This is a genomic window from Macrococcus bovicus (assembly GCF_004359575.1).
Classification (GTDB): domain Bacteria; phylum Bacillota; class Bacilli; order Staphylococcales; family Staphylococcaceae; genus Macrococcus; species Macrococcus bovicus.
In genome coordinates, this window is sequence record NZ_SCWF01000003.1 from 96482 (window position 1) to 113871 (window position 17390).

Here is a 17390-nt window from a genome sequence, read left to right on the forward strand (position 1 = left end):
GACAGTCACAAAATTTTCCGGAGGTGAATCCCTAATTCTAGGGAATTAATTGGACATAGAGACCATTATCAAGCTTTTCATATTTGCATTTTTAATCTTAATGACTGCCCTGTTCGTAGGATCTGAATTCAGTTTAGTTAAAGTCAGACTTTCCCGTATTGAGCAACTCGTATCTGAAGGCAACAAAGCTGCCAAGATAGTCCAGCACATGGTTCATGAACTGGATTACTATCTGTCTGCCTGTCAGTTAGGTATTACTGTTACTGCACTTGGACTCGGCTGGATTGGTGAATCGACTTTTGAAGCAGTTATTCATCCGGGATTAGAACTTCTGCATATTCCAGTAGAACTCGCAAAGCCGATTTCGATTGCACTGAGTTTCCTGATTGTCACCTTTCTGCATGTGGTGCTAGGCGAATTAGCACCTAAGTCGCTGGCAATTCAATACGCGGAGCGCATGACCTTAATATTCGCTAGACCGCTGTATTATTTCGGCATTCTGATGAAGCCGTTGATCTGGGCGATGAATGGAACGGCGCGTACTATTCTGAGAATGGTAGGGGTTCAGCCTGCCGGGCACGAGCAGGCGATGAGTGAAGATGAGCTGAAGATCATTATGACGCAAAGTTACCAGAGCGGTGAAATCAATCGGACTGAACTGGCTTACATGCAGAACATCTTTTCATTTGATGAACGTCTGGCAAAGGATATCATGGTACCACGGACCCAGATGATTTCATTGACGCAGCCGTTTGATATTTCGGAGCTGCTTGAAGTGGTCAATGAGCATCAGTTTACTCGCTATCCGATTACAGAAGACGGTGATAAGGACCATATTGTCGGTTTTATCAATGTCAAAGAATTCCTGACCAAATATGCATCAGGTGATCCTGTCCGTATTAAAGAACATGTACATGAACTGCCGCTGATTCACGAGGTCACTCGGATCAGTGATGCCTTAATCAAGATGCAGCGTGAACGTGTCCATATGGCTCTGGTTATTGATGAATACGGCGGTACAGCGGGTATTCTGACGATGGAAGATATACTGGAGGAAATCGTCGGTGAAATTCGTGATGAATTCGATGATGATGAAGTCAACGATATCATCAAGACAAGTGAAGCTACCTATCAGATTAACGGCCGGGTTTTATTAGCAGATATTGAAGAGCAGTTCGGGATCACCTTCGAAGAATCAGATGATATCGATACGATCGGAGGCTGGATGCAGGCCCAGAATCCTGATATCGATAAAGATGACTATGTAGATACGTACTTCGACAAATGGGTCGTCCTGGATGCAGAGAATCATCAGATTAAATCAGTGGCGTTGCATAAGGACTTCAATGCATCGCGAGAAGAAGAAAATGGTGAGAGCGAAGCATGAACCGTTCGACATTAAATAGTTTGTTTCGTTTTTTCAGTTATCTGGAAGGGGGCTCGCTCTTAATCCTGTTCTTTATAGCGATGCCTCTGAAATACTGGGCAGGGAAGCCGGAAGTGGTGATGGTCTTCGGTTCCGTGCATGGATTCCTCTTCACCATCTATATTATTCTGGTGCTGTGGCTGACTTTTAAGCTTAAATGGCACTTTAAATGGATCGCAGGCGCTGTTATTGCGGCCTTTCTGCCATTCGGTACATTTGTATTTGATCATTACTATAAACGGACTTTATATTATAGAAACGAATAAGAGAGACGAAGGTCTCTCTTTTTTTGGAGGTTAAGCGATGAGAATCAATAAATATCTATCAGAATCAGGTATTACTTCTAGACGCGGTGCAGATAAATATATAGATGCCGGTCGTGTGAAAATTAATGGAGAGCTGGCTGAACTTGGGAGTCAAGTAGAAGAGGGAGACATCGTCACTGTCGATGGCCGGCCGGTTACCCTGGAGAAGAGTTATGTTTATCTGAAACTGAATAAACCGCGAGGCATCACCTCGACGACCGAACGGCATATTAAAGGGAATATCGTGGATTTCGTGGGCCATCAGGAGCGCATTTTTCATATCGGACGCTTAGATAAAGATTCGGAAGGCTTGATCTTACTGACGAATGACGGAGATATCGTCAATGAGATCCTGCGTGTGGAAAATAAACACGAGAAGGAATATGTCGTGTCTGTCGATAAGAAAATCACTGATGAGTTTATCGAACAGATGGCAGCGGGCGTCGATATCCTTGGGACTACCACCTTACCGGCTAAGGTCAGAAAGATCAATGACCGGACCTTTAATATTATTCTGATGCAGGGGCTTAACCGTCAGATCAGACGGATGTGTGAAGCGCTTGGCTATGAAGTGAGACAGTTGCGCCGTGTACGAGTGATGAATATACTTGTCGATGACCTGAAACTGGGGCAGTGGAAAGATTTATCGCAGCAGGAGAAAGACGAACTCTTCAGGCAGCTGGACTATCAACCTAAAAGATAATAAGATTCTTTAGATGAGTGGATGAGTGCTGCGTAAAGTCCCGCAGAAGCAGTTAGCGGGACGATACTCACCGTTGTGAGTGGATGAGTGCTGCGTAAAGTCCCGCAGAAGCAGTTTGCGGGACGATACTCACCGCTATGAGTGGATGGACACTGCGTAAAGTCCCGCAGAAGCAGTTAGCGGGACGATACTCACCGTTGTGAGTGGATGAGTGCTGCGTAAAGTCCCGCAGAAGCAGTTAGCGGGACGATACTCACCATATGAAAAGCCTCTTTATACCATGAAAAAAACAGCGATAAATTCTGATTGAATCAGATTTTATCGCTGTTATCATTTCTATATATTTAATAGACGGTAATCGCTTTATTATTCGCCACCAAGCATGTCGAACAGGCCACCGAGTGGGCTGCCTTCACCGTAGCTTGAACTTTTCCCTGATGCAGGCGCTGCAGCAAAGACGCGGCTTGCCAGACGCGAGAACGGTAAAGATTGGATAAATACGGTTCCCGGCCCTTGGACACGGGCGAACCATAGACCTTCACCACCGAACATTTTTGTTTTGATACCTGGAATCGGTTCGATATCGTATTGAACGCTTGATGTCATGCCGACAAGGCAGCCTGTATCAATCTGCAGCACTTCACCAGGTTGCAGATGGCGTTCAACGATAGCGCCTCCTGCATGAATAAAGGCCATGCCATCACCCGTCAGACGCTGCATAATAAACCCTTCACCACCGAAGAACCCGACGCCGAGCTTTTTCTGGAATGCAATATCAATGGATACACCCTTGGCAGCAGCTAAAAAGGCATCCTTCTGACAGATGAACTCACCATTTAACCGGTTCAGGTCAAGCGGGATAATCTTGCCGGGATAAGGGGCTGCTAAATAGACATGTTCTTTCTGATGACAGCGATTGGTGAAAGTCGTCATAAAAAGGCTCTCACCGGTTAAAGTACGTTTACCAGCCGAGAAGAGCTTATCCATAAAGCCGCCTTGCTTGGCGCCATCACCGAAAATAGTGGCCAGTTCAATGTTAGGATTGACCATCATCATACTGCCCGCTTCAGAGATGACTGTTTCATTCGGATCAAGTTCTATCTCTACATACTGGATATCATCACCGTAAATTTTATAATCTATTTCGTGGTTATTCATGCTGCTCTCTCCCTTTTTTCTCCAGTATAACGATTTGGATGCTGAACCGCCACAAAGTTGTTAATAATCAAAGAAATATTATAAATACATCTTTAGTATAATGAGCTTGAGGTGAAGCCTATGAAGTTTAAGAAGCCAAATCAGCATGGGGTATGGGCGATGCTGATCATGCCTTTTTTATTCGGTATTTTTGCCGGCGTCTTCAGCTTGTATCACTTATTATTTATAACAGGCTGGTTTTTAGTGTTCTTTGCGGTTGATAATCTACTGTTTTACATCAAAAAACGTAAAAAAGATAAAGGCTATCTGTTGTCAGCGGGTATGTTTGGCGGGCTGGCAGTATTATGTCTACTGCTGCTGGTTATACACCAGCCGGCCTTACTGTTCTTCTTCGGGATGATGATATCTTTTGGCGGGCTTAATATTTACTTCGCCAGTATCCGGGATGAAAGAAATGTATTAAATGATCTGAGCGCGGTTACCATTTTTTCAATAGCCGGTTGTATCAGTTATTTTATCGGACGCGAGGTCTTTGATGGTGAAATGGTTAAAGTGTTTATTTTCAGCTTTTTATACTTTGTCGGTACGATTCTTTACGTTAAGACTATGATCCGAGAAAAAAGAAATAAGAAATATAAATGGCTGTCCTATAGTTATCATTTACTGCTGGTGGTTGCGGGCTTTTTATGTCATATTTTAATTGGAATGGCTGTCATACCTAGTCTGATGAGAGCGGTTATGTTCTACGGCAAGAATTATAAGCCGATGAAGATAGGGCTGGTGGAGATAGCGAATGCTTGCTTCGTCACTTTAATGGTCGGGCTGTATTTTCTGAAGTGAAGAATTCAGTGGGCTATCCTGATTGAAATATAAAAAATGACGACCATCTGGTCGTCATTTTTCATATTTTTCTCGATGCTCTTTTTTCATCTTCAGGTATTCTTTGTCTTCACGAATGATATCCCAGTATTCTTTGAAAATAAGGGCAGATTCTCTTTTTTCCGGTGCCTCATCATTCAGATAGACAGAACCATTCTCTGCATATTTCCTGCCGCTTTTATGGTGGGCGTAACGCATAGCACGGGTATAGCCCATCTGGATGAACTTACGGGCCATGTCCATGCCGACAAAATCGTTCTCTTTCTTATAATCCTGATAGAGTCCATATATGGTCTCGGCTGATTCTCTAGCGATTTCAGGCGTCTTAAATCGCCAGTGAGGCAGAATTTCTCCTTTATAGGGCTGAACTAATAATACGCCCTGCTCCCCGCGGCCGACTTGATACAGCTCAGGATGCGCTCTGAAATCAAGCGTCTCAAAATCCTGATCATAATTGAATTCCTTCACTGCAAATTCCCCCTAATAAAAAAAGAGCCTTGGAAGGCTCTTTAAAAATTAACGACGTTTGTGCATCATACCAAGTACGATTGAAACGATAGCGATTAACAGGATAGTACCTACTAATGCTGGTAAGATGTAAACGCCCCAGATTTCTGGTCCCCAGTGTCCAAGTAATGATCCACCGATAGATGCACCCAGTAAACCTGCGATGATATTACCGATTTTTCCGCCTGGAATATCAGTACCCATGATCATACCTGCTACCCAGCCGATAAGACCACCCATGATTAACATTAAAATAAAGCCCATATGTGTGTCCTCCTGTTAAGAAAAATAAGAATAATAAGACATTTATCTCTTATGATTTATATATACCCAGGCGTTTAACCCGCAAACATAAAAAGCTAAAACTTATACCCCTTTTCTGTTGCTCCATAGCAACGTATGCAGCTGAGGGGTCACATAGACGTTGTTCATCTCAGCGTCCTGCATGACACGGGCAATCAGTTCTTCGTAACGTTCTAACAGCTTAGCAGTATGGTCATTTACATCGTCTTCAAGATACGGGTTACCTACCTGTATATAAAAAGGCAGACCTAAATAGCGGTGATGAATCTGCTTGGCGAACTGGTAGTCAGCCTCGTCGAAAACAACGACCTTCAAGTTGATTTTAGATGGATCCAGCTGACTGATGTCCTCATCGAGAAGGGTGAGATTCTGCTGCATATTTGATGACGGCGGTTTCGGACTGAGGGTCAGCTGGTCAATGTCCCGCATCCATGTCTGGAACTTAGAGCCTTGTGTTTCAAGCGCAACCTCACAGCCTTCAGCATGCAGTAAATCAACCAATGTCCCGATAGCCTTAATAAGAGCCGGATTACCGCCTGAGATGGTCACATGATTGAATGACGGGCCTCCAATTTCTCTTAGCTCTGCATAAATGGCTTCAGCTGTCATCATTCTGATGGCTTCCTTCATTGAACCGTCCCATGTGAACTTTGAATCACACCAGCTGCAGCGGAAATCACAGCCGGCTGTTCTGACAAACATCGTTTTGCGACCGATGACCTTGCCCTCACCTTGTATCGTAGGGCCGAATATCTCCATGACCGGTATCATAGGGCACCTCGGTAGACGACATAGCTTGTCGGTGTTTCACGAAGAAAAACTTGCAGGCATATCGGCTGATTATCCAGTCCGTCCAGATAGGCTTGAACAATCGTATAGATGAGTTCAGCCATCTTCTCAGTGGAAGGGATCAGACCCTCGACTTCAGGCAGTTCGTTCAGAAGCTGATGGTCAAAGCGGGCGTGTATCAGTTTTTTTAACTCGCTGAAATTGACCAGAAAGCCGAGGTCATCAAGCTCATTGCCGGCTATCGTCAGATTCAGAAAGTAAGTATGACCATGTATACGTGCACAGGCCCCTGCACGTGCGTCAGGAATGTAATGAGCGCTTGAGAAATTCATATCTTTATTCAGTTCAAAACGGTAGGAGTGGGTAACTTGCGGATAGATTTGACCGATCATTTTGTCCCTCTTTCTGCGAGATAGGCTTCTAGCCCCGCCTTTCTTAATTGACAGCTTGGACATTCTCCGCAGCCATCAGCCATGATGCCTTCGTAACATGTCAGCGTCTTAAATCGCACATAATCCAGCTGACCGAGTTCATCTGCCAGCTGCCACGTTTCCTTCTTATCCAGCCACATAAGCGGCGTATGGATGACGAAGTCTTCATCCATGGCCAGGTTCACGGTGACGTTCAGAGACTTGATGAAGATATCTCGGCAGTCTGGATAGCCTGAGAAGTCGGTTTCACATACACCGGTTATAATATGTTTCGCACCGATCTGATAGGCCAGGGCAGCAGCGAAACTCATAAAAAGAAGATTGCGCGCCGGCACGAACGTATTGGGAATGTCGCCGTCTTCTATAGCCATGGAATGGTCTGTTAACGCGTTAGGTGACAGCTGAGAGAGAAGGGACATATCCAGCACATGATGCTTCAGCCCTTGTTCTGCGGCTATATTTGTCGCGACTTCTATTTCAAGCGCATGACGCTGGCCATAGCTGAAAGTGACGAGTTCGACTTCCTGATAATGTTTCAGTGCATGGAACATGCAGGTCGTACTATCCTGTCCCCCACTGAAGACGACGAGGGCTTTATCATTGTTTAATTTCATTATTTCCACCTTTTCAATAAAAAAAGACATCTTTCCCTAGCAAGATGTCTGACTAGTTTTTTATAGAGGGTGTACGCTAGGAACCTCTTATTCAATTCGTTACTCATTGTAGCAGAAAAAAAGCTATACTAAAAGAGATAAATTTTGAGCACCGGAGTGAAAGCATGTTTTTAATGATAGATAATTATGACTCATTTACTTATAATATCGTCCATTATATCGAAGGTATAGACGAGGAGATCATGGTACGTCAGCCGCATGAAATCACGATTGCTGAGATAGCTGATATGCAGCCGGAAGGGATTCTGCTATCGCCGGGTCCCGGTCATCCGGAAGATGCTTCATTGACACTCGAAGTGATCAGAACTTTTGCCGGCAGCATTCCTCTGCTGGGGATATGTCTCGGGTTTCAGGCAATTGTGACAGCTTTCGGCGGTAAGGTCGATAAAGGACAGCCAGTTCACGGTCATAGCGCTGACATCAATCATGATGGCAGAGGACTGTACACCGGTCTGCCGACGCCGCTGAAAGTAGCGCGCTATCATTCGCTGCGCGCGGTCAGTCTGCCGGCATCCTTGATGGTGACAGCCAGCACGTCTGATGGTATCATCATGGGAATCAGACATCATGAGTTTTTAGTTGAAGGGGTGCAGTATCACCCTGAATCGGTGCTGACAGAACGGGGTCATGAACAGTTAAAACAATTTATTAGGATGTGCAGAGAATGAGAGCATGCATACAGTTCAAGGAATTTGGGACTTTATATTTTGAAGATCCGCTTCAGATACTTACCGCTCACACGCTGGATGACGTGAAGAGCGTTATTGACGCAGCGGAGGAGTGGAGCAGGACGCATTATGTCGTCGGCTATCTGAACTATGAAGCAGCGGGAGCATTTTCCCCGTTAATGGCGGTTAAAGAAGCAGACTGCTATGCGAAATTCTATGTGTTCAACGAGCCGGTTGCCCCGTTTGAGAAGGCCGTGCTCGAACAGCCGGTCAAATTCGCCTTTACAGAGACAAAAGAAATGATAGAAGACCATATCCGTGAGATCAAAGAACGGATAAAGCTCGGAGATACTTATCAGGTCAACTATACGACCCGCCTAAAGGCTGCAGCTGATGTGGATGCCTATGCCCTCTATCTGAAACTGACGGAAATGAGTAACGGCGGCTACTGTGCTTTTATTGAAGAAGGCGACCATGCCATCATCAGTATATCGCCGGAACTGTTCTTTAAATACGACCGGGCGTCACGTGTCATTCAGACTAAGCCAATGAAAGGTACTCTCGCACGGCACCCGGATCCTGAGCAAGATAGAAAGAATTTCGAGCAGCTTCAGTCTTCCGAAAAGGACCGGGCAGAGAATGTGATGATAGTTGATTTATTGCGCAATGATTTAAGCCGCATTGCGATGAGAAATTCTGTGCAGGTGCCCGCTCTTTTTGACATCGAAGCTTATCCGACAGTCTATCAGATGACGTCTACAGTAGAAGCAGTCATTAAGCCCGTTCATACCCTTTTTGATGTGCTCAAGGCGCTGTTTCCCTGCGGCTCGATTACAGGGGCCCCGAAAATCAGCACGATGACCATCATAGATGAACTCGAGAGTGAAAGAGGGATATACTGCGGAACAATCGGTATCCTGACACCGGAGCAGGCTGTTTTCAATGTCCCGATTCGGACAATTGAAAAGAAAAACAACCAACTCGTTTATGGGGTAGGCGGCGGCATCACCATCGATTCTGATGAAACAGCGGAATTCAACGAAATGGTCATGAAGACTCATATTTTAAAGCAGCTGGCCCCCTATTCAGATTTTAATTTAATCGAGACCATGCGCCTGGATCCGACAGGCATCAGACGGCGTGAATTTCACTATAGGAGACTCTTAAACAGCCTTGAACATTTTAATTTTGCTTTTGACCGCGAACTTCTGCAGCATATATTCAGTCGTCAGGGAACGGGCAGCTACAGGCTTTCTGTCTATGATGGCTATATCTCAGCAGTGAACCGTCCGCTGCCAGCCCAGACTTTTACTCAGGCACTGCTCACGCCTATGAAAGAGGTGCCTATAGAGCGTCTGCAGCATAAAACCTCAGAGCGAGATCATTACACGTCAGCTGACGGTTTTCTTTCTTTATATTATAATGAGAATAATTATCTGACAGAATTCAATATCGGCAATCTGGTCTATGCGCTTGACGGTGCTTTATATACGCCCCGGTCAGAAGACCAGCTGCCGGGCTGCATGCAGGCCGAACTCCTTGCAGATAACCGGATTAAAAGGCGTGATCTGCATATAGATGAACTTGATTCAGTCGACCAGCTCTGGATGATTAACTCTCTTAGAGAATGGGTGAAAGTTGAACTTTATCAACAAAACGTGGCAAAGTTCTAGATAAAAGCGTAAAATTAAATCAATTAACTTATGAGCGTTAGGAGAACCTTATGATTATCACTTTAATACTTCTCATCGGTTTATGCGTCTGGATATACTATTGTAATCAGCGTGTGATATCTTTCTTGAAAGCAGGAGAGGATAGGAGCGCATTGATCTGGCTCTATACGGCTATCGTTACTGCTGTGCTGATTGTAGGCGTCCTTGTCTTCAGTATGAGACAGGCATTAATCAGTCTGCTTGATGTGTTCTATCACCACTAAGTGATCAGCCTGGAAATTTAGTAAGTAGAGAGAGGTTCTATGATGATATTTGAAGACGCAGGATTATATACAACTTATCAGACAGTGAAAAGTGATCTACTGTCTCATACTATTGCGAATGGACTTGTCGGCAATGATTCAGAAATGCCGACATTCGAAATGGCAGTGGTGCCGGCAACCATCTATTTTGAAGAAGAGACTTTGATTGCGCTGACAGGGGCGGATTATCATGCCTATACATCGGAACGGGAAATCGAGATGTTCAAGCCTTACTTGATGGCGAAAGGGGAGACCCTGCATTTTCGACGGGCGGCAAAAGGGACGCGTGTCTACATGGCAGTGGCAGGTGGCGTGCAGGAGGCTGTGCTGAATCAGAAGATAGAAGCAGCTACTTCTTTTAAACTGGCACATCAATATACGGACGTACAGAAAAAGCTGATCCAGAAATTATCTGTGGTGGAGTCATGTCCATGGGGCGTTGATTATTATTCTTTATCACGTGTCTATTATTCTGATATTTTTCATATCTATCCTGTTAAAGATATTGTCATTCCGGATGATGAAGTTTATGAGGTTTCAAGTTATCTTAGTCGCCAGAGCTTTACATTAGAAGGGCCGCTGATTCAATATCACGAACAGGCTGAGACTCGCCTCAGCCCCGGCAGCATCCAGGTGACTGTGGACCAGAAATTAAGAGTGATTCTGTCGGCGGTGACCGGAGAGGAAGCTGTTGCCCAGATTGCCCCTTATCATTTCTCGAAACTGGTTCAAAAGAGACCGGGCTCAAAACTTATTTTTAAGAACGTGACTCAGGAAGAGTACAATGAGCGTAAAAATTCTTATGATCACTGGGTAAAAAGTCTTTTAATGCAGCTGTCTTACCAACTGAAAAGTTATGTAAATGCTTGATGTCTGATTATAGACAAAAAACATTCACATATTACACAAAAAATAGCTGATAAGCTATTTTTTATTTGCTTATATAGCAAAATAAGGTTAAATTTATATATTGAAGCTAATCATATTAATTTAAATTAAAGAACGTTAATTTTATGTAAATACTACCGGAAGGGTATAGGATGGGAGCTGTTAAATGGATGTTTAAAAATAAAAAAATAACGATATTTACTTTCTTTCTGATGACTGTCTTCACAGTATCAGTCAAAACATATTTTGCGTATTATATTGATCTATCTCTAGGGGTTAAAGGCATCGTGCAGAACCTGATTCTCCTGCTTAATCCTTATAGCCTGGTGGCCCTTATTTTAAGCACGCTCCTCTTCTTCAAGGGCAGAAAAGCATTCTGGCTGGTCTTTACCGGCGGAACATTGCTGACACTGCTGCTGTACAGTAACGTTGTGTACTTCAGATTCTTCTCTGATTTTCTGACATTCAGTACATTGAATCAGGTCAGCAACGTGGAATCGATGTCAGGCGCTCTCTGGAGTTCATTCCAGTGGTATGATTTCGTTTATTTCCTGGATACGATTATTTACCTGGTTTTATTGACCGTTAAACGCGACATGCTGTCCACACAGTCATTCAAACGTAAATTTGTGCCTGTGATGATGGGGATTTCAATAGCCTTATTCTTCATTAACCTGGCATTCGCAGAGATGGATAGACCTGAACTGCTGACGCGTACGTTTGACCATAAATATTTAGTGAAATATCTAGGCCCTTACAACTTCACGGTCTATGACGGTGTGAAGACGATTCAGAACAATCAGCAGAAGGCGCTGGCTAGTGCAGACGATCTGACACGTCTCCAGTCCTATACGAAAACCAAATACGCTGAACCGAATAAAAAATATTTCGGTATCGCCAAAGAAAAAAATATCATTAAAATTCATCTGGAAAGTTTTCAGACAGAGATGATCGGCCTTAAAGTCAATGGTAAAGAAGTGACGCCTTTCCTGAACACACTTTCGACAGGTAACGGGGATTTCGTCTATTACAGCAATTTCTTCCATTCCACAGGCCAAGGTAAGACATCAGATGCTGAATTAACGATGGATAACAGTATCTATGGTCTCCAGCAAGGTTCAGCCTTCTCATTGAAGAGTGACAACACGTTCCAGTCACTGCCCGCTATTCTGCATCAGAAGCAGAACTACTCAACTTCCGTGATGCACGGTGACTACAAGACGTTCTGGAATCGTGACCAGATTTATAAACGTTTCGGCGTTGATAAGTTCTATGATGCAACGTATTATGATATGAGCGATGAAAACTTAGAGAACCTCGGTCTGAAAGATAAGGAATTCTTCAAGGAATCGATTCCTTACCTGAAGAAAGAGCAGCAGCCTTTCTATTCCCATCTGATTACACTGACAAACCATTATCCGTTCACAGTGGATCCGTCAGAAGCGACTATTGCATCGCCGAACACTGGTGATGCGACAGTGGATGGCTATGTTCAGACAGCACGCTATTTAGATGAGGCCGTGAGACAATTCATAACAGATTTAAAGAAAAACGGACTTTATGATAATTCCGTCATCCTCATCTACGGTGATCACTACGGTATTTCAGAGAATCACAATAAAGCGATGGGTCAGCTGATTGGTGAGACGGTGACACCGGCTAAATTTATGGATTTACAACGTACTGGTTTATTCCTGAAGGTACCTGGTATCAAAGGACATGTGGATCCTACTTATGCGAGCCAGGTAGATGTCATGCCGACAATCCTTCACTTGACAGGTATTGATGCTAAACCGTATACCCTCTTTGGGACAGATTTATTGTCGAAGAAACATCGACAAGTGGTCGTCTTCAGAAACGGGGACTTCATCACGCCGGAGATCAAGTCAATCAATGGTGTGTTCTATGACAATCAGACAAATGAACAACTGACAGATGAGAAATTGATTGCAAAAGCAACGAAGATCAAAAATACAGTGGCAACAGAACTTGAAATGTCAGATAGCCTGCTCAACGGGGACTTACTGCGTTTCTATGACAATAAAGAATTCAAGAAGATCAATCCTGCTGACTATGAATATAAGAATGGCACAGTCAGTGCGATGAAATAGAAAAAAGAGGCGATTTCATATGAAATCGCCTCTTTTCTTATCCAAGTGATACATCAAGAATCATCATGATGGTGAAGCCGACCATCAGACCAAGTGTCGCAAGGTCGGTATTCTCGCCGGACTGTGATTCAGGTATCAGTTCTTCTACTACGACGAATATCATGGCACCTGCTGCAAATGCAAGCGCGTAAGGAAGTAAAGGGGTCACAAGAAGAACTGCTGCAGCACCGATGACTGCGAAGACAGGTTCAACAAGTGCAGAAGCCTGTCCGAAATTAAAGGCACGCCATTTGGATTTGCCGTCCCCGTGAATCGGCAGGCTGAGTGCCGTCCCTTCAGGGATGTTCTGGATACCGATACCGATTGCGAGCCCGATTGCAGCCATCAGTCCGCTGTCCGTTGCGTGACCGATTGCACCGAATGCCACACCGAGTGCCAGACCTTCAGGAATATTGTGAAGAGTGATGGCGAGTAAAAGCAGCGTGGACTTGTTCAGATTGCTCTTACGTCCTTCCGTCTGATGACCAGGTGATGCATGAGCGTGCATATGCGGAATAATCACATCCAGACCCCGGATGAAAACGCCCCCAAGCAGAAATCCGATCGCTGCCGGAATCCAGGGAATCTGACCGGCTTTTTCACTGAATTCAAGTGCGGGTGCCAGCAGTGACCAGAATGAAGCGGCAATCATGACGCCGGCAGCAAAGCCTTGCATCGTATTCAGCAGCTTGTTGTTGACTGACCTGACTAAAAAGACAACAGCCGCACCTAATGCAGTCATGCTCCAGGTGAAAATACCGGCGATGAATGCCTGATAAACATGTGAGAGTTGACTAAACCACTCTAACATAGTGTCTCCTCCTCCTTAAAAGTGTATAATATATAAATGAATTTTTGACAATAACCATATGATAGCATACATATGAGAAAGAGGTTAACGATGGAAGCGTATAAAATAGAGAATTTAACGAAGCAGTACGGAGACAAGACTATTTTTGACCAGGTTAACCTGAGCATAGCAGAAGGCGAAAAAATTGCCCTGGTCGGTATCAATGGTACAGGTAAGAGCGCACTTTTAAAAGCCATCGCAGAAATTGAGCCGCATAATGGTGTCGTAACACATCCGAATGGTTTTAAAATCGGTTATGCCGCCCAGGACCCGGTATTAAATCTGGAGGAGAACGCCGTTCAGAACGTACTGGACCCTGGAAATCCGGTTGTCAGGCTGCTGAATGATTACAATGAAGTGCTGATCCAAATGACGACAGACATGTCTGATCAAACCATGCAGAAATTCAATCAGCTGCAGGAACAGATTGAAGCGGTTGACGGCTTCAGCTATCAGGCTGAAGCCAAGACGATTTTAACGAAGCTAGGCATAATGGACCATGATAAATTGCTGCGTGACATGAGCGGGGGTCAGCAGAAACGTGTGGCTCTTGCCAAGAGTTTATTGTCCCGGCCGGATTTACTATTGCTTGATGAGCCGACCAACCACCTGGATTTTGAATCTATCGCCTGGTTGATACAGTTCATCAAAACGTATCCGAAAGCGGTTTTAGTTGTTACCCATGACCGCTTCTTCTTGAATGAAATCACTGACCGTATCATCGAACTGAGAAATGGACATCTCCACCCATACAGCGGCAATTATGACGCTTATATCGCCCAGAAGGCAGAAGAAGAACTGACAGCTGAACGCATTCAACATAAAGAGAAACAGCTTTATAAGCAGGAACTGGCCTGGATGAGAAAAGGGGCTAAAGCACGGACGACTAAGCAGCAGGCTCGTATTGACCGTTTTAAGTCAATAGAGGAGAAAGTCGGCGAGCATCAAGTGAAAGACCAGATGTCAATCGATTTCAGTCATCAAAGGCTCGGTAAACAGGTCTTTGAACTGGAGAACATAGGCATCCGTATGGGCGAGAAAGAGCTGTTCAACGGCTTAACCACTATTGTCCAGACCACTGACCGCATCGGTATTGTCGGTGAGAACGGCAGCGGTAAATCAACACTCTTAAATATTCTGAGTGCGCATCTGACTGACTATACCGGCACGCTGAAGACAGGACAGACCGTTAAAATCGGCTACTACCAGCAGTCTTACGCAAAGATGAATGAAGAAATGCGTATCATTGATTTTTTACGTGAAAAAGCAGAGGAGGCCACTCAGAAAGACGGTACCAAAATTTCTGTCACCCAGCTGCTTGAACGGTTTTTATTCCCGTCCAGTATGCACGGGACATTGATACACCGTTTATCAGGGGGTGAGAAGAAGCGCCTTTATCTGCTCAGTATTCTGATAGAAGGACCGAATGTCCTTCTTCTGGATGAGCCGACGAATGACCTGGATACCGAGACGCTGACCATTCTGGAAGCCTATCTCGCTGATTTTAACGGGGCAGTCATCACTGTCAGCCATGACCGCTATTTCCTGGACAAAGTCGTGACGAAGTACTGGTATATTTCAGACCGGAAAGTCAATATCATCCTCGGCGAATTCAATGACTATCTTGCTTATAAGAAAGCGATTGTTACGACACCCGTTAAAGAAGTGACCGTGAAAGAAAAACGCACACAGACCCGCGTGAGCTACAAAGATAAAAGGCGGTTCGAGGAATTAGGCAGAGAGATAGAAGCACTGGAGCAGCAGCTGGAAGATACGGATGATCAGATAGCGCAGGAGACCACGAACTATGAACGTCTGAATCAGCTGACGGCCCTACGAGAAGACCTGAATACACGCTATGAAGAAGCATTTTTAGAGTGGAGCGAACTCGCAGAACGGATGGAATAGAATGAAGCTGGAAGATATACTACAACAATATTATGGCTATGAGACATTCAGAGAAGGACAGAAAGAGCTGATTGAGCATGTCTTGAATCATCAGTCAGCGCTCGGCATCTTACCGACAGGAGGCGGGAAATCCATCTGTTATCAGGTGCCGGGTATTGCGAGGGGTGGACTGACACTCGTCATCAGCCCGCTCATCTCCTTGATGAAAGACCAGGTCGATACATTGAATGCAGCGGGAATTTCAGCCGCTTACTTGAACAGTCAGCAAAAAGCGGCAGAAGTACGTGAAATTGAATCAGTCTTAAAAGATGGCGCTTATCAATTTCTCTATGTCGCGCCGGAACGATTTGAACAGACTCATTTCAGATATTTACTGACACAGCTGGATATCAGATTGATTGCGTTTGATGAAGCACACTGTATCTCAAAATGGGGTCATGATTTCAGACCGAGCTACCGCCAGGTCGTCTCTCGTGTGATGACGATAGGCGCACCTTGTATGGCCGTGACAGCGACTGCCACTGTAGACGTCCGAAAAGACATTCAGGAACTGCTTTACATCAATGATCACTGTGTCGTTGAAACAAGTGTTAAACGCGATAATCTTGATTTCAAGATTGACCCGACATTCCAGAAAGACAAGATGATCAGACGCTACGTGAAAGAACATATCAAAGATTCAGGGATTATTTATGCGACAACACGTAAACAAGTCGAGGCGCTCAGCGAACAGTTCACGACTCATCACCTCAACCACACGATTTACCATGCTGGATTGTCCAGTGAAGTGAGAGAACAGAACCAGACGGCCTTTGTGAATGATAATAGTCCCGTTATGATAGCTACCAATGCATTCGGCATGGGCATCGATAAATCTAATGTCAGATATGTCATCCATTATAATCTGCCGCAGGACCTGGAATCTTATTATCAGGAAGCGGGACGTGCCGGTCGTGATGGCCTGCAGAGTGAATGTATTCTTCTTTATAACGAGCAGGATATTCGCCTGCAGCAGTTTTTCATCAGTCAGACACCGGACGAAGTCATTCAGGAACGTAAAAAAGAGAAGCTTGAGAAGATGGTTCAGTATACGAAGACCACACAGTGTCTACAAGGGACGCTCATCAATTATTTCAATCCGGAAGAACACCTTGAACCATGTGGCAGATGTACGAACTGTCTGATGGAAGCTAAGTATGATATGTCTGTTGAAGCTAAAAAACTGATGAGTTGTCTGATTCGCATCAAGATTCCTGTCAGCAGGAGCATACTGACGAAAGTGATCAGAGGCGAACAGGTGTCACGTGAAATGTCTCAGCTCAGTACATTCGGTCTGATGAAGGAGTATGAGACCAAGGATATTCACGGCTTCATTGATACCCTTCTTTTCAACGGATATTTAGATGAGAGAGATGGCAAGCTGCATGTGCATCCCAGTGCCAAAGAGGTCTTGATAAGTGACGTTAAGATCATGACGCATTATCATCCCGTTTCCTACAATGAACGCGTGACGATTCATACGCTTGTCAATGTAGATGAGGAGTTATTCGAACATCTGAAGAGCGTCAGAAAAACGTTAGCCGTCGAACTGGGTGTCCCGCCTTTCACTATATTCTCTGACCGGACACTGACGTTATTCGCCCAGAAACAACCGACTTCCAAACAGGAGATGTTTCATATAGAAGGCGTCGGTTCCTATAAACTGAAACATTACTGTCCGCGTTTCATCGAAGCGATAAAAAGTTATCAATCCTCAGTTTAGTCCGTCTGATACAG

General features: G+C 44.6%; 18 protein-coding genes. 11 read left to right on the forward strand and 7 right to left on the reverse strand.

Features of this window, described 5'->3' with window-relative positions; all coding sequences use genetic code 11:
* Positions 1-49 precede the first annotated feature (49 nt).
* The 3 genes from ERX55_RS04290 to ERX55_RS04300 are packed head-to-tail and all read left to right on the forward strand — an operon-like array spanning position 50 to position 2434.
* Positions 50-1387 (forward strand): hemolysin family protein, encoded by a 1338-nt coding sequence (locus tag ERX55_RS04290; RefSeq protein WP_133451370.1) that lies wholly within the window; start codon positions 50-52, stop codon positions 1385-1387.
* On the forward strand, positions 1384-1692 hold the full coding sequence (locus ERX55_RS04295) for a DUF3817 domain-containing protein (protein ID WP_133451371.1): 309 nt from the start codon (positions 1384-1386) through the stop codon (positions 1690-1692). The genes ERX55_RS04290 and ERX55_RS04295 overlap by 4 nt, the downstream gene beginning before the upstream one ends.
* 37 nt (positions 1693-1729) lie before the next feature.
* On the forward strand, positions 1730-2434 hold the full coding sequence (locus tag ERX55_RS04300) for a pseudouridine synthase (RefSeq protein WP_133451372.1): 705 nt from the start codon (positions 1730-1732) through the stop codon (positions 2432-2434).
* 366 nt (positions 2435-2800) lie between these two features.
* On the opposite strand, the gene ERX55_RS04305 is transcribed toward ERX55_RS04300, so the two are convergent.
* Entirely contained in the window at positions 2801-3592 is a 792-nt protein-coding gene (locus ERX55_RS04305; protein WP_133451373.1) for a TIGR00266 family protein, read from the reverse strand.
* Between the two features lie 120 nt (positions 3593-3712).
* On the opposite strand from ERX55_RS04305, the gene ERX55_RS04310 reads away from it, so the two are divergent.
* On the forward strand, positions 3713-4432 hold the full coding sequence (locus ERX55_RS04310; RefSeq protein ID WP_133451374.1) for a YwiC-like family protein: 720 nt from the start codon (positions 3713-3715) through the stop codon (positions 4430-4432).
* A gap of 54 nt (positions 4433-4486) precedes the next feature.
* On the opposite strand, the gene ERX55_RS04315 is transcribed toward ERX55_RS04310, so the two are convergent.
* From ERX55_RS04315 to queC, 5 genes are all read right to left on the reverse strand, one after another.
* Positions 4487-4939, reverse strand: a complete 453-nt coding sequence (locus tag ERX55_RS04315) for a DUF4385 domain-containing protein (protein ID WP_133451375.1) — start codon at positions 4937-4939, stop codon at positions 4487-4489.
* Between the two features lie 48 nt (positions 4940-4987).
* Entirely contained in the window at positions 4988-5242 is a 255-nt protein-coding gene (locus ERX55_RS04320) for a GlsB/YeaQ/YmgE family stress response membrane protein (protein WP_133430865.1), read from the reverse strand.
* A 102-nt stretch (positions 5243-5344) separates the two neighbouring features.
* Positions 5345-6052, reverse strand: a complete 708-nt coding sequence (gene queE, locus ERX55_RS04325; protein ID WP_133451376.1) for a 7-carboxy-7-deazaguanine synthase QueE — start codon at positions 6050-6052, stop codon at positions 5345-5347.
* On the reverse strand, positions 6049-6462 hold the full coding sequence (queD, locus tag ERX55_RS04330; RefSeq protein ID WP_133451377.1) for a 6-carboxytetrahydropterin synthase QueD: 414 nt from the start codon (positions 6460-6462) through the stop codon (positions 6049-6051). The genes queE and queD overlap by 4 nt, the downstream gene beginning before the upstream one ends.
* Positions 6459-7115, reverse strand: a complete 657-nt coding sequence (queC, locus tag ERX55_RS04335; protein WP_133451378.1) for a 7-cyano-7-deazaguanine synthase QueC — start codon at positions 7113-7115, stop codon at positions 6459-6461. The genes queD and queC overlap by 4 nt, the downstream gene beginning before the upstream one ends.
* Positions 7116-7279: 164 nt before the next feature.
* On the opposite strand from queC, the gene ERX55_RS04340 reads away from it, so the two are divergent.
* The 5 genes from ERX55_RS04340 to ltaS all read left to right on the forward strand — a co-directional run bounded on the left by ERX55_RS04340 (position 7280) and on the right by ltaS (position 12817).
* A complete protein-coding gene (locus ERX55_RS04340; protein ID WP_133451379.1) occupies positions 7280-7843 on the forward strand; it encodes an anthranilate synthase component II in 564 nt (187 codons plus the stop codon).
* Positions 7840-9516 (forward strand): aminodeoxychorismate synthase component I, encoded by a 1677-nt coding sequence (pabB, locus tag ERX55_RS04345; protein ID WP_133451380.1) that lies wholly within the window; start codon positions 7840-7842, stop codon positions 9514-9516. The genes ERX55_RS04340 and pabB overlap by 4 nt, the downstream gene beginning before the upstream one ends.
* A gap of 50 nt (positions 9517-9566) precedes the next feature.
* A complete protein-coding gene (locus tag ERX55_RS04350; protein ID WP_133451381.1) occupies positions 9567-9779 on the forward strand; it encodes a hypothetical protein in 213 nt (70 codons plus the stop codon).
* Positions 9780-9821: 42 nt separating this feature from the next.
* Entirely contained in the window at positions 9822-10688 is an 867-nt protein-coding gene (locus ERX55_RS04355; protein WP_165983704.1) for a 5-oxoprolinase subunit C family protein, read from the forward strand.
* Between the two features lie 188 nt (positions 10689-10876).
* Positions 10877-12817, forward strand: a complete 1941-nt coding sequence (gene ltaS, locus ERX55_RS04360) for a polyglycerol-phosphate lipoteichoic acid synthase LtaS (RefSeq protein ID WP_133451383.1) — start codon at positions 10877-10879, stop codon at positions 12815-12817.
* 37 nt (positions 12818-12854) lie between these two features.
* Here the strand turns inward: ltaS and ERX55_RS04365 are convergent, their stop codons facing one another.
* Positions 12855-13667 (reverse strand): ZIP family metal transporter, encoded by an 813-nt coding sequence (locus tag ERX55_RS04365; protein WP_133451384.1) that lies wholly within the window; start codon positions 13665-13667, stop codon positions 12855-12857.
* Positions 13668-13757: 90 nt separating this feature from the next.
* On the opposite strand from ERX55_RS04365, the gene ERX55_RS04370 reads away from it, so the two are divergent.
* Positions 13758-15614, forward strand: coding sequence for an ABC-F family ATP-binding cassette domain-containing protein (locus ERX55_RS04370; RefSeq protein WP_133451385.1), 1857 nt, complete (start codon positions 13758-13760; stop codon positions 15612-15614).
* A 7-nt stretch (positions 15615-15621) separates the two neighbouring features.
* Positions 15622-17376 (forward strand): DNA helicase RecQ, encoded by a 1755-nt coding sequence (gene recQ / locus ERX55_RS04375; protein WP_133451483.1) that lies wholly within the window; start codon positions 15622-15624, stop codon positions 17374-17376.
* Positions 17377-17390: the final 14 nt, after the last annotated feature.

What these genes read in the sequence shown, in the direction of transcription:
- ERX55_RS04340 (WP_133451379.1), top strand. Translation starts at nt 7,280, where the DNA reads ATGTTTTTAATGATAGATAATTATGACTCATTTACTTATAATATCGTC.
- pabB (WP_133451380.1), top strand. Translation starts at nt 7,840, where the DNA reads ATGAGAGCATGCATACAGTTCAAGGAATTTGGGACTTTATATTTTGAA.
- ERX55_RS04350 (WP_133451381.1), top strand. Translation starts at nt 9,567, where the DNA reads ATGATTATCACTTTAATACTTCTCATCGGTTTATGCGTCTGGATATAC.
- queE (WP_133451376.1), bottom strand. Translation starts at nt 6,052, where the DNA reads ATGATACCGGTCATGGAGATATTCGGCCCTACGATACAAGGTGAGGGC.
- ERX55_RS04300 (WP_133451372.1), top strand. Translation starts at nt 1,730, where the DNA reads ATGAGAATCAATAAATATCTATCAGAATCAGGTATTACTTCTAGACGC.
- ERX55_RS04295 (WP_133451371.1), top strand. Translation starts at nt 1,384, where the DNA reads ATGAACCGTTCGACATTAAATAGTTTGTTTCGTTTTTTCAGTTATCTG.
- ERX55_RS04365 (WP_133451384.1), bottom strand. Translation starts at nt 13,667, where the DNA reads ATGTTAGAGTGGTTTAGTCAACTCTCACATGTTTATCAGGCATTCATC.
- ERX55_RS04310 (WP_133451374.1), top strand. Translation starts at nt 3,713, where the DNA reads ATGAAGTTTAAGAAGCCAAATCAGCATGGGGTATGGGCGATGCTGATC.
- ERX55_RS04320 (WP_133430865.1), bottom strand. Translation starts at nt 5,242, where the DNA reads ATGGGCTTTATTTTAATGTTAATCATGGGTGGTCTTATCGGCTGGGTA.
- ltaS (WP_133451383.1), top strand. Translation starts at nt 10,877, where the DNA reads ATGTTTAAAAATAAAAAAATAACGATATTTACTTTCTTTCTGATGACT.
- queD (WP_133451377.1), bottom strand. Translation starts at nt 6,462, where the DNA reads ATGATCGGTCAAATCTATCCGCAAGTTACCCACTCCTACCGTTTTGAA.
- queC (WP_133451378.1), bottom strand. Translation starts at nt 7,115, where the DNA reads ATGAAATTAAACAATGATAAAGCCCTCGTCGTCTTCAGTGGGGGACAG.
- ERX55_RS04370 (WP_133451385.1), top strand. Translation starts at nt 13,758, where the DNA reads ATGGAAGCGTATAAAATAGAGAATTTAACGAAGCAGTACGGAGACAAG.
- ERX55_RS04355 (WP_165983704.1), top strand. Translation starts at nt 9,822, where the DNA reads ATGATATTTGAAGACGCAGGATTATATACAACTTATCAGACAGTGAAA.
- ERX55_RS04305 (WP_133451373.1), bottom strand. Translation starts at nt 3,592, where the DNA reads ATGAATAACCACGAAATAGATTATAAAATTTACGGTGATGATATCCAG.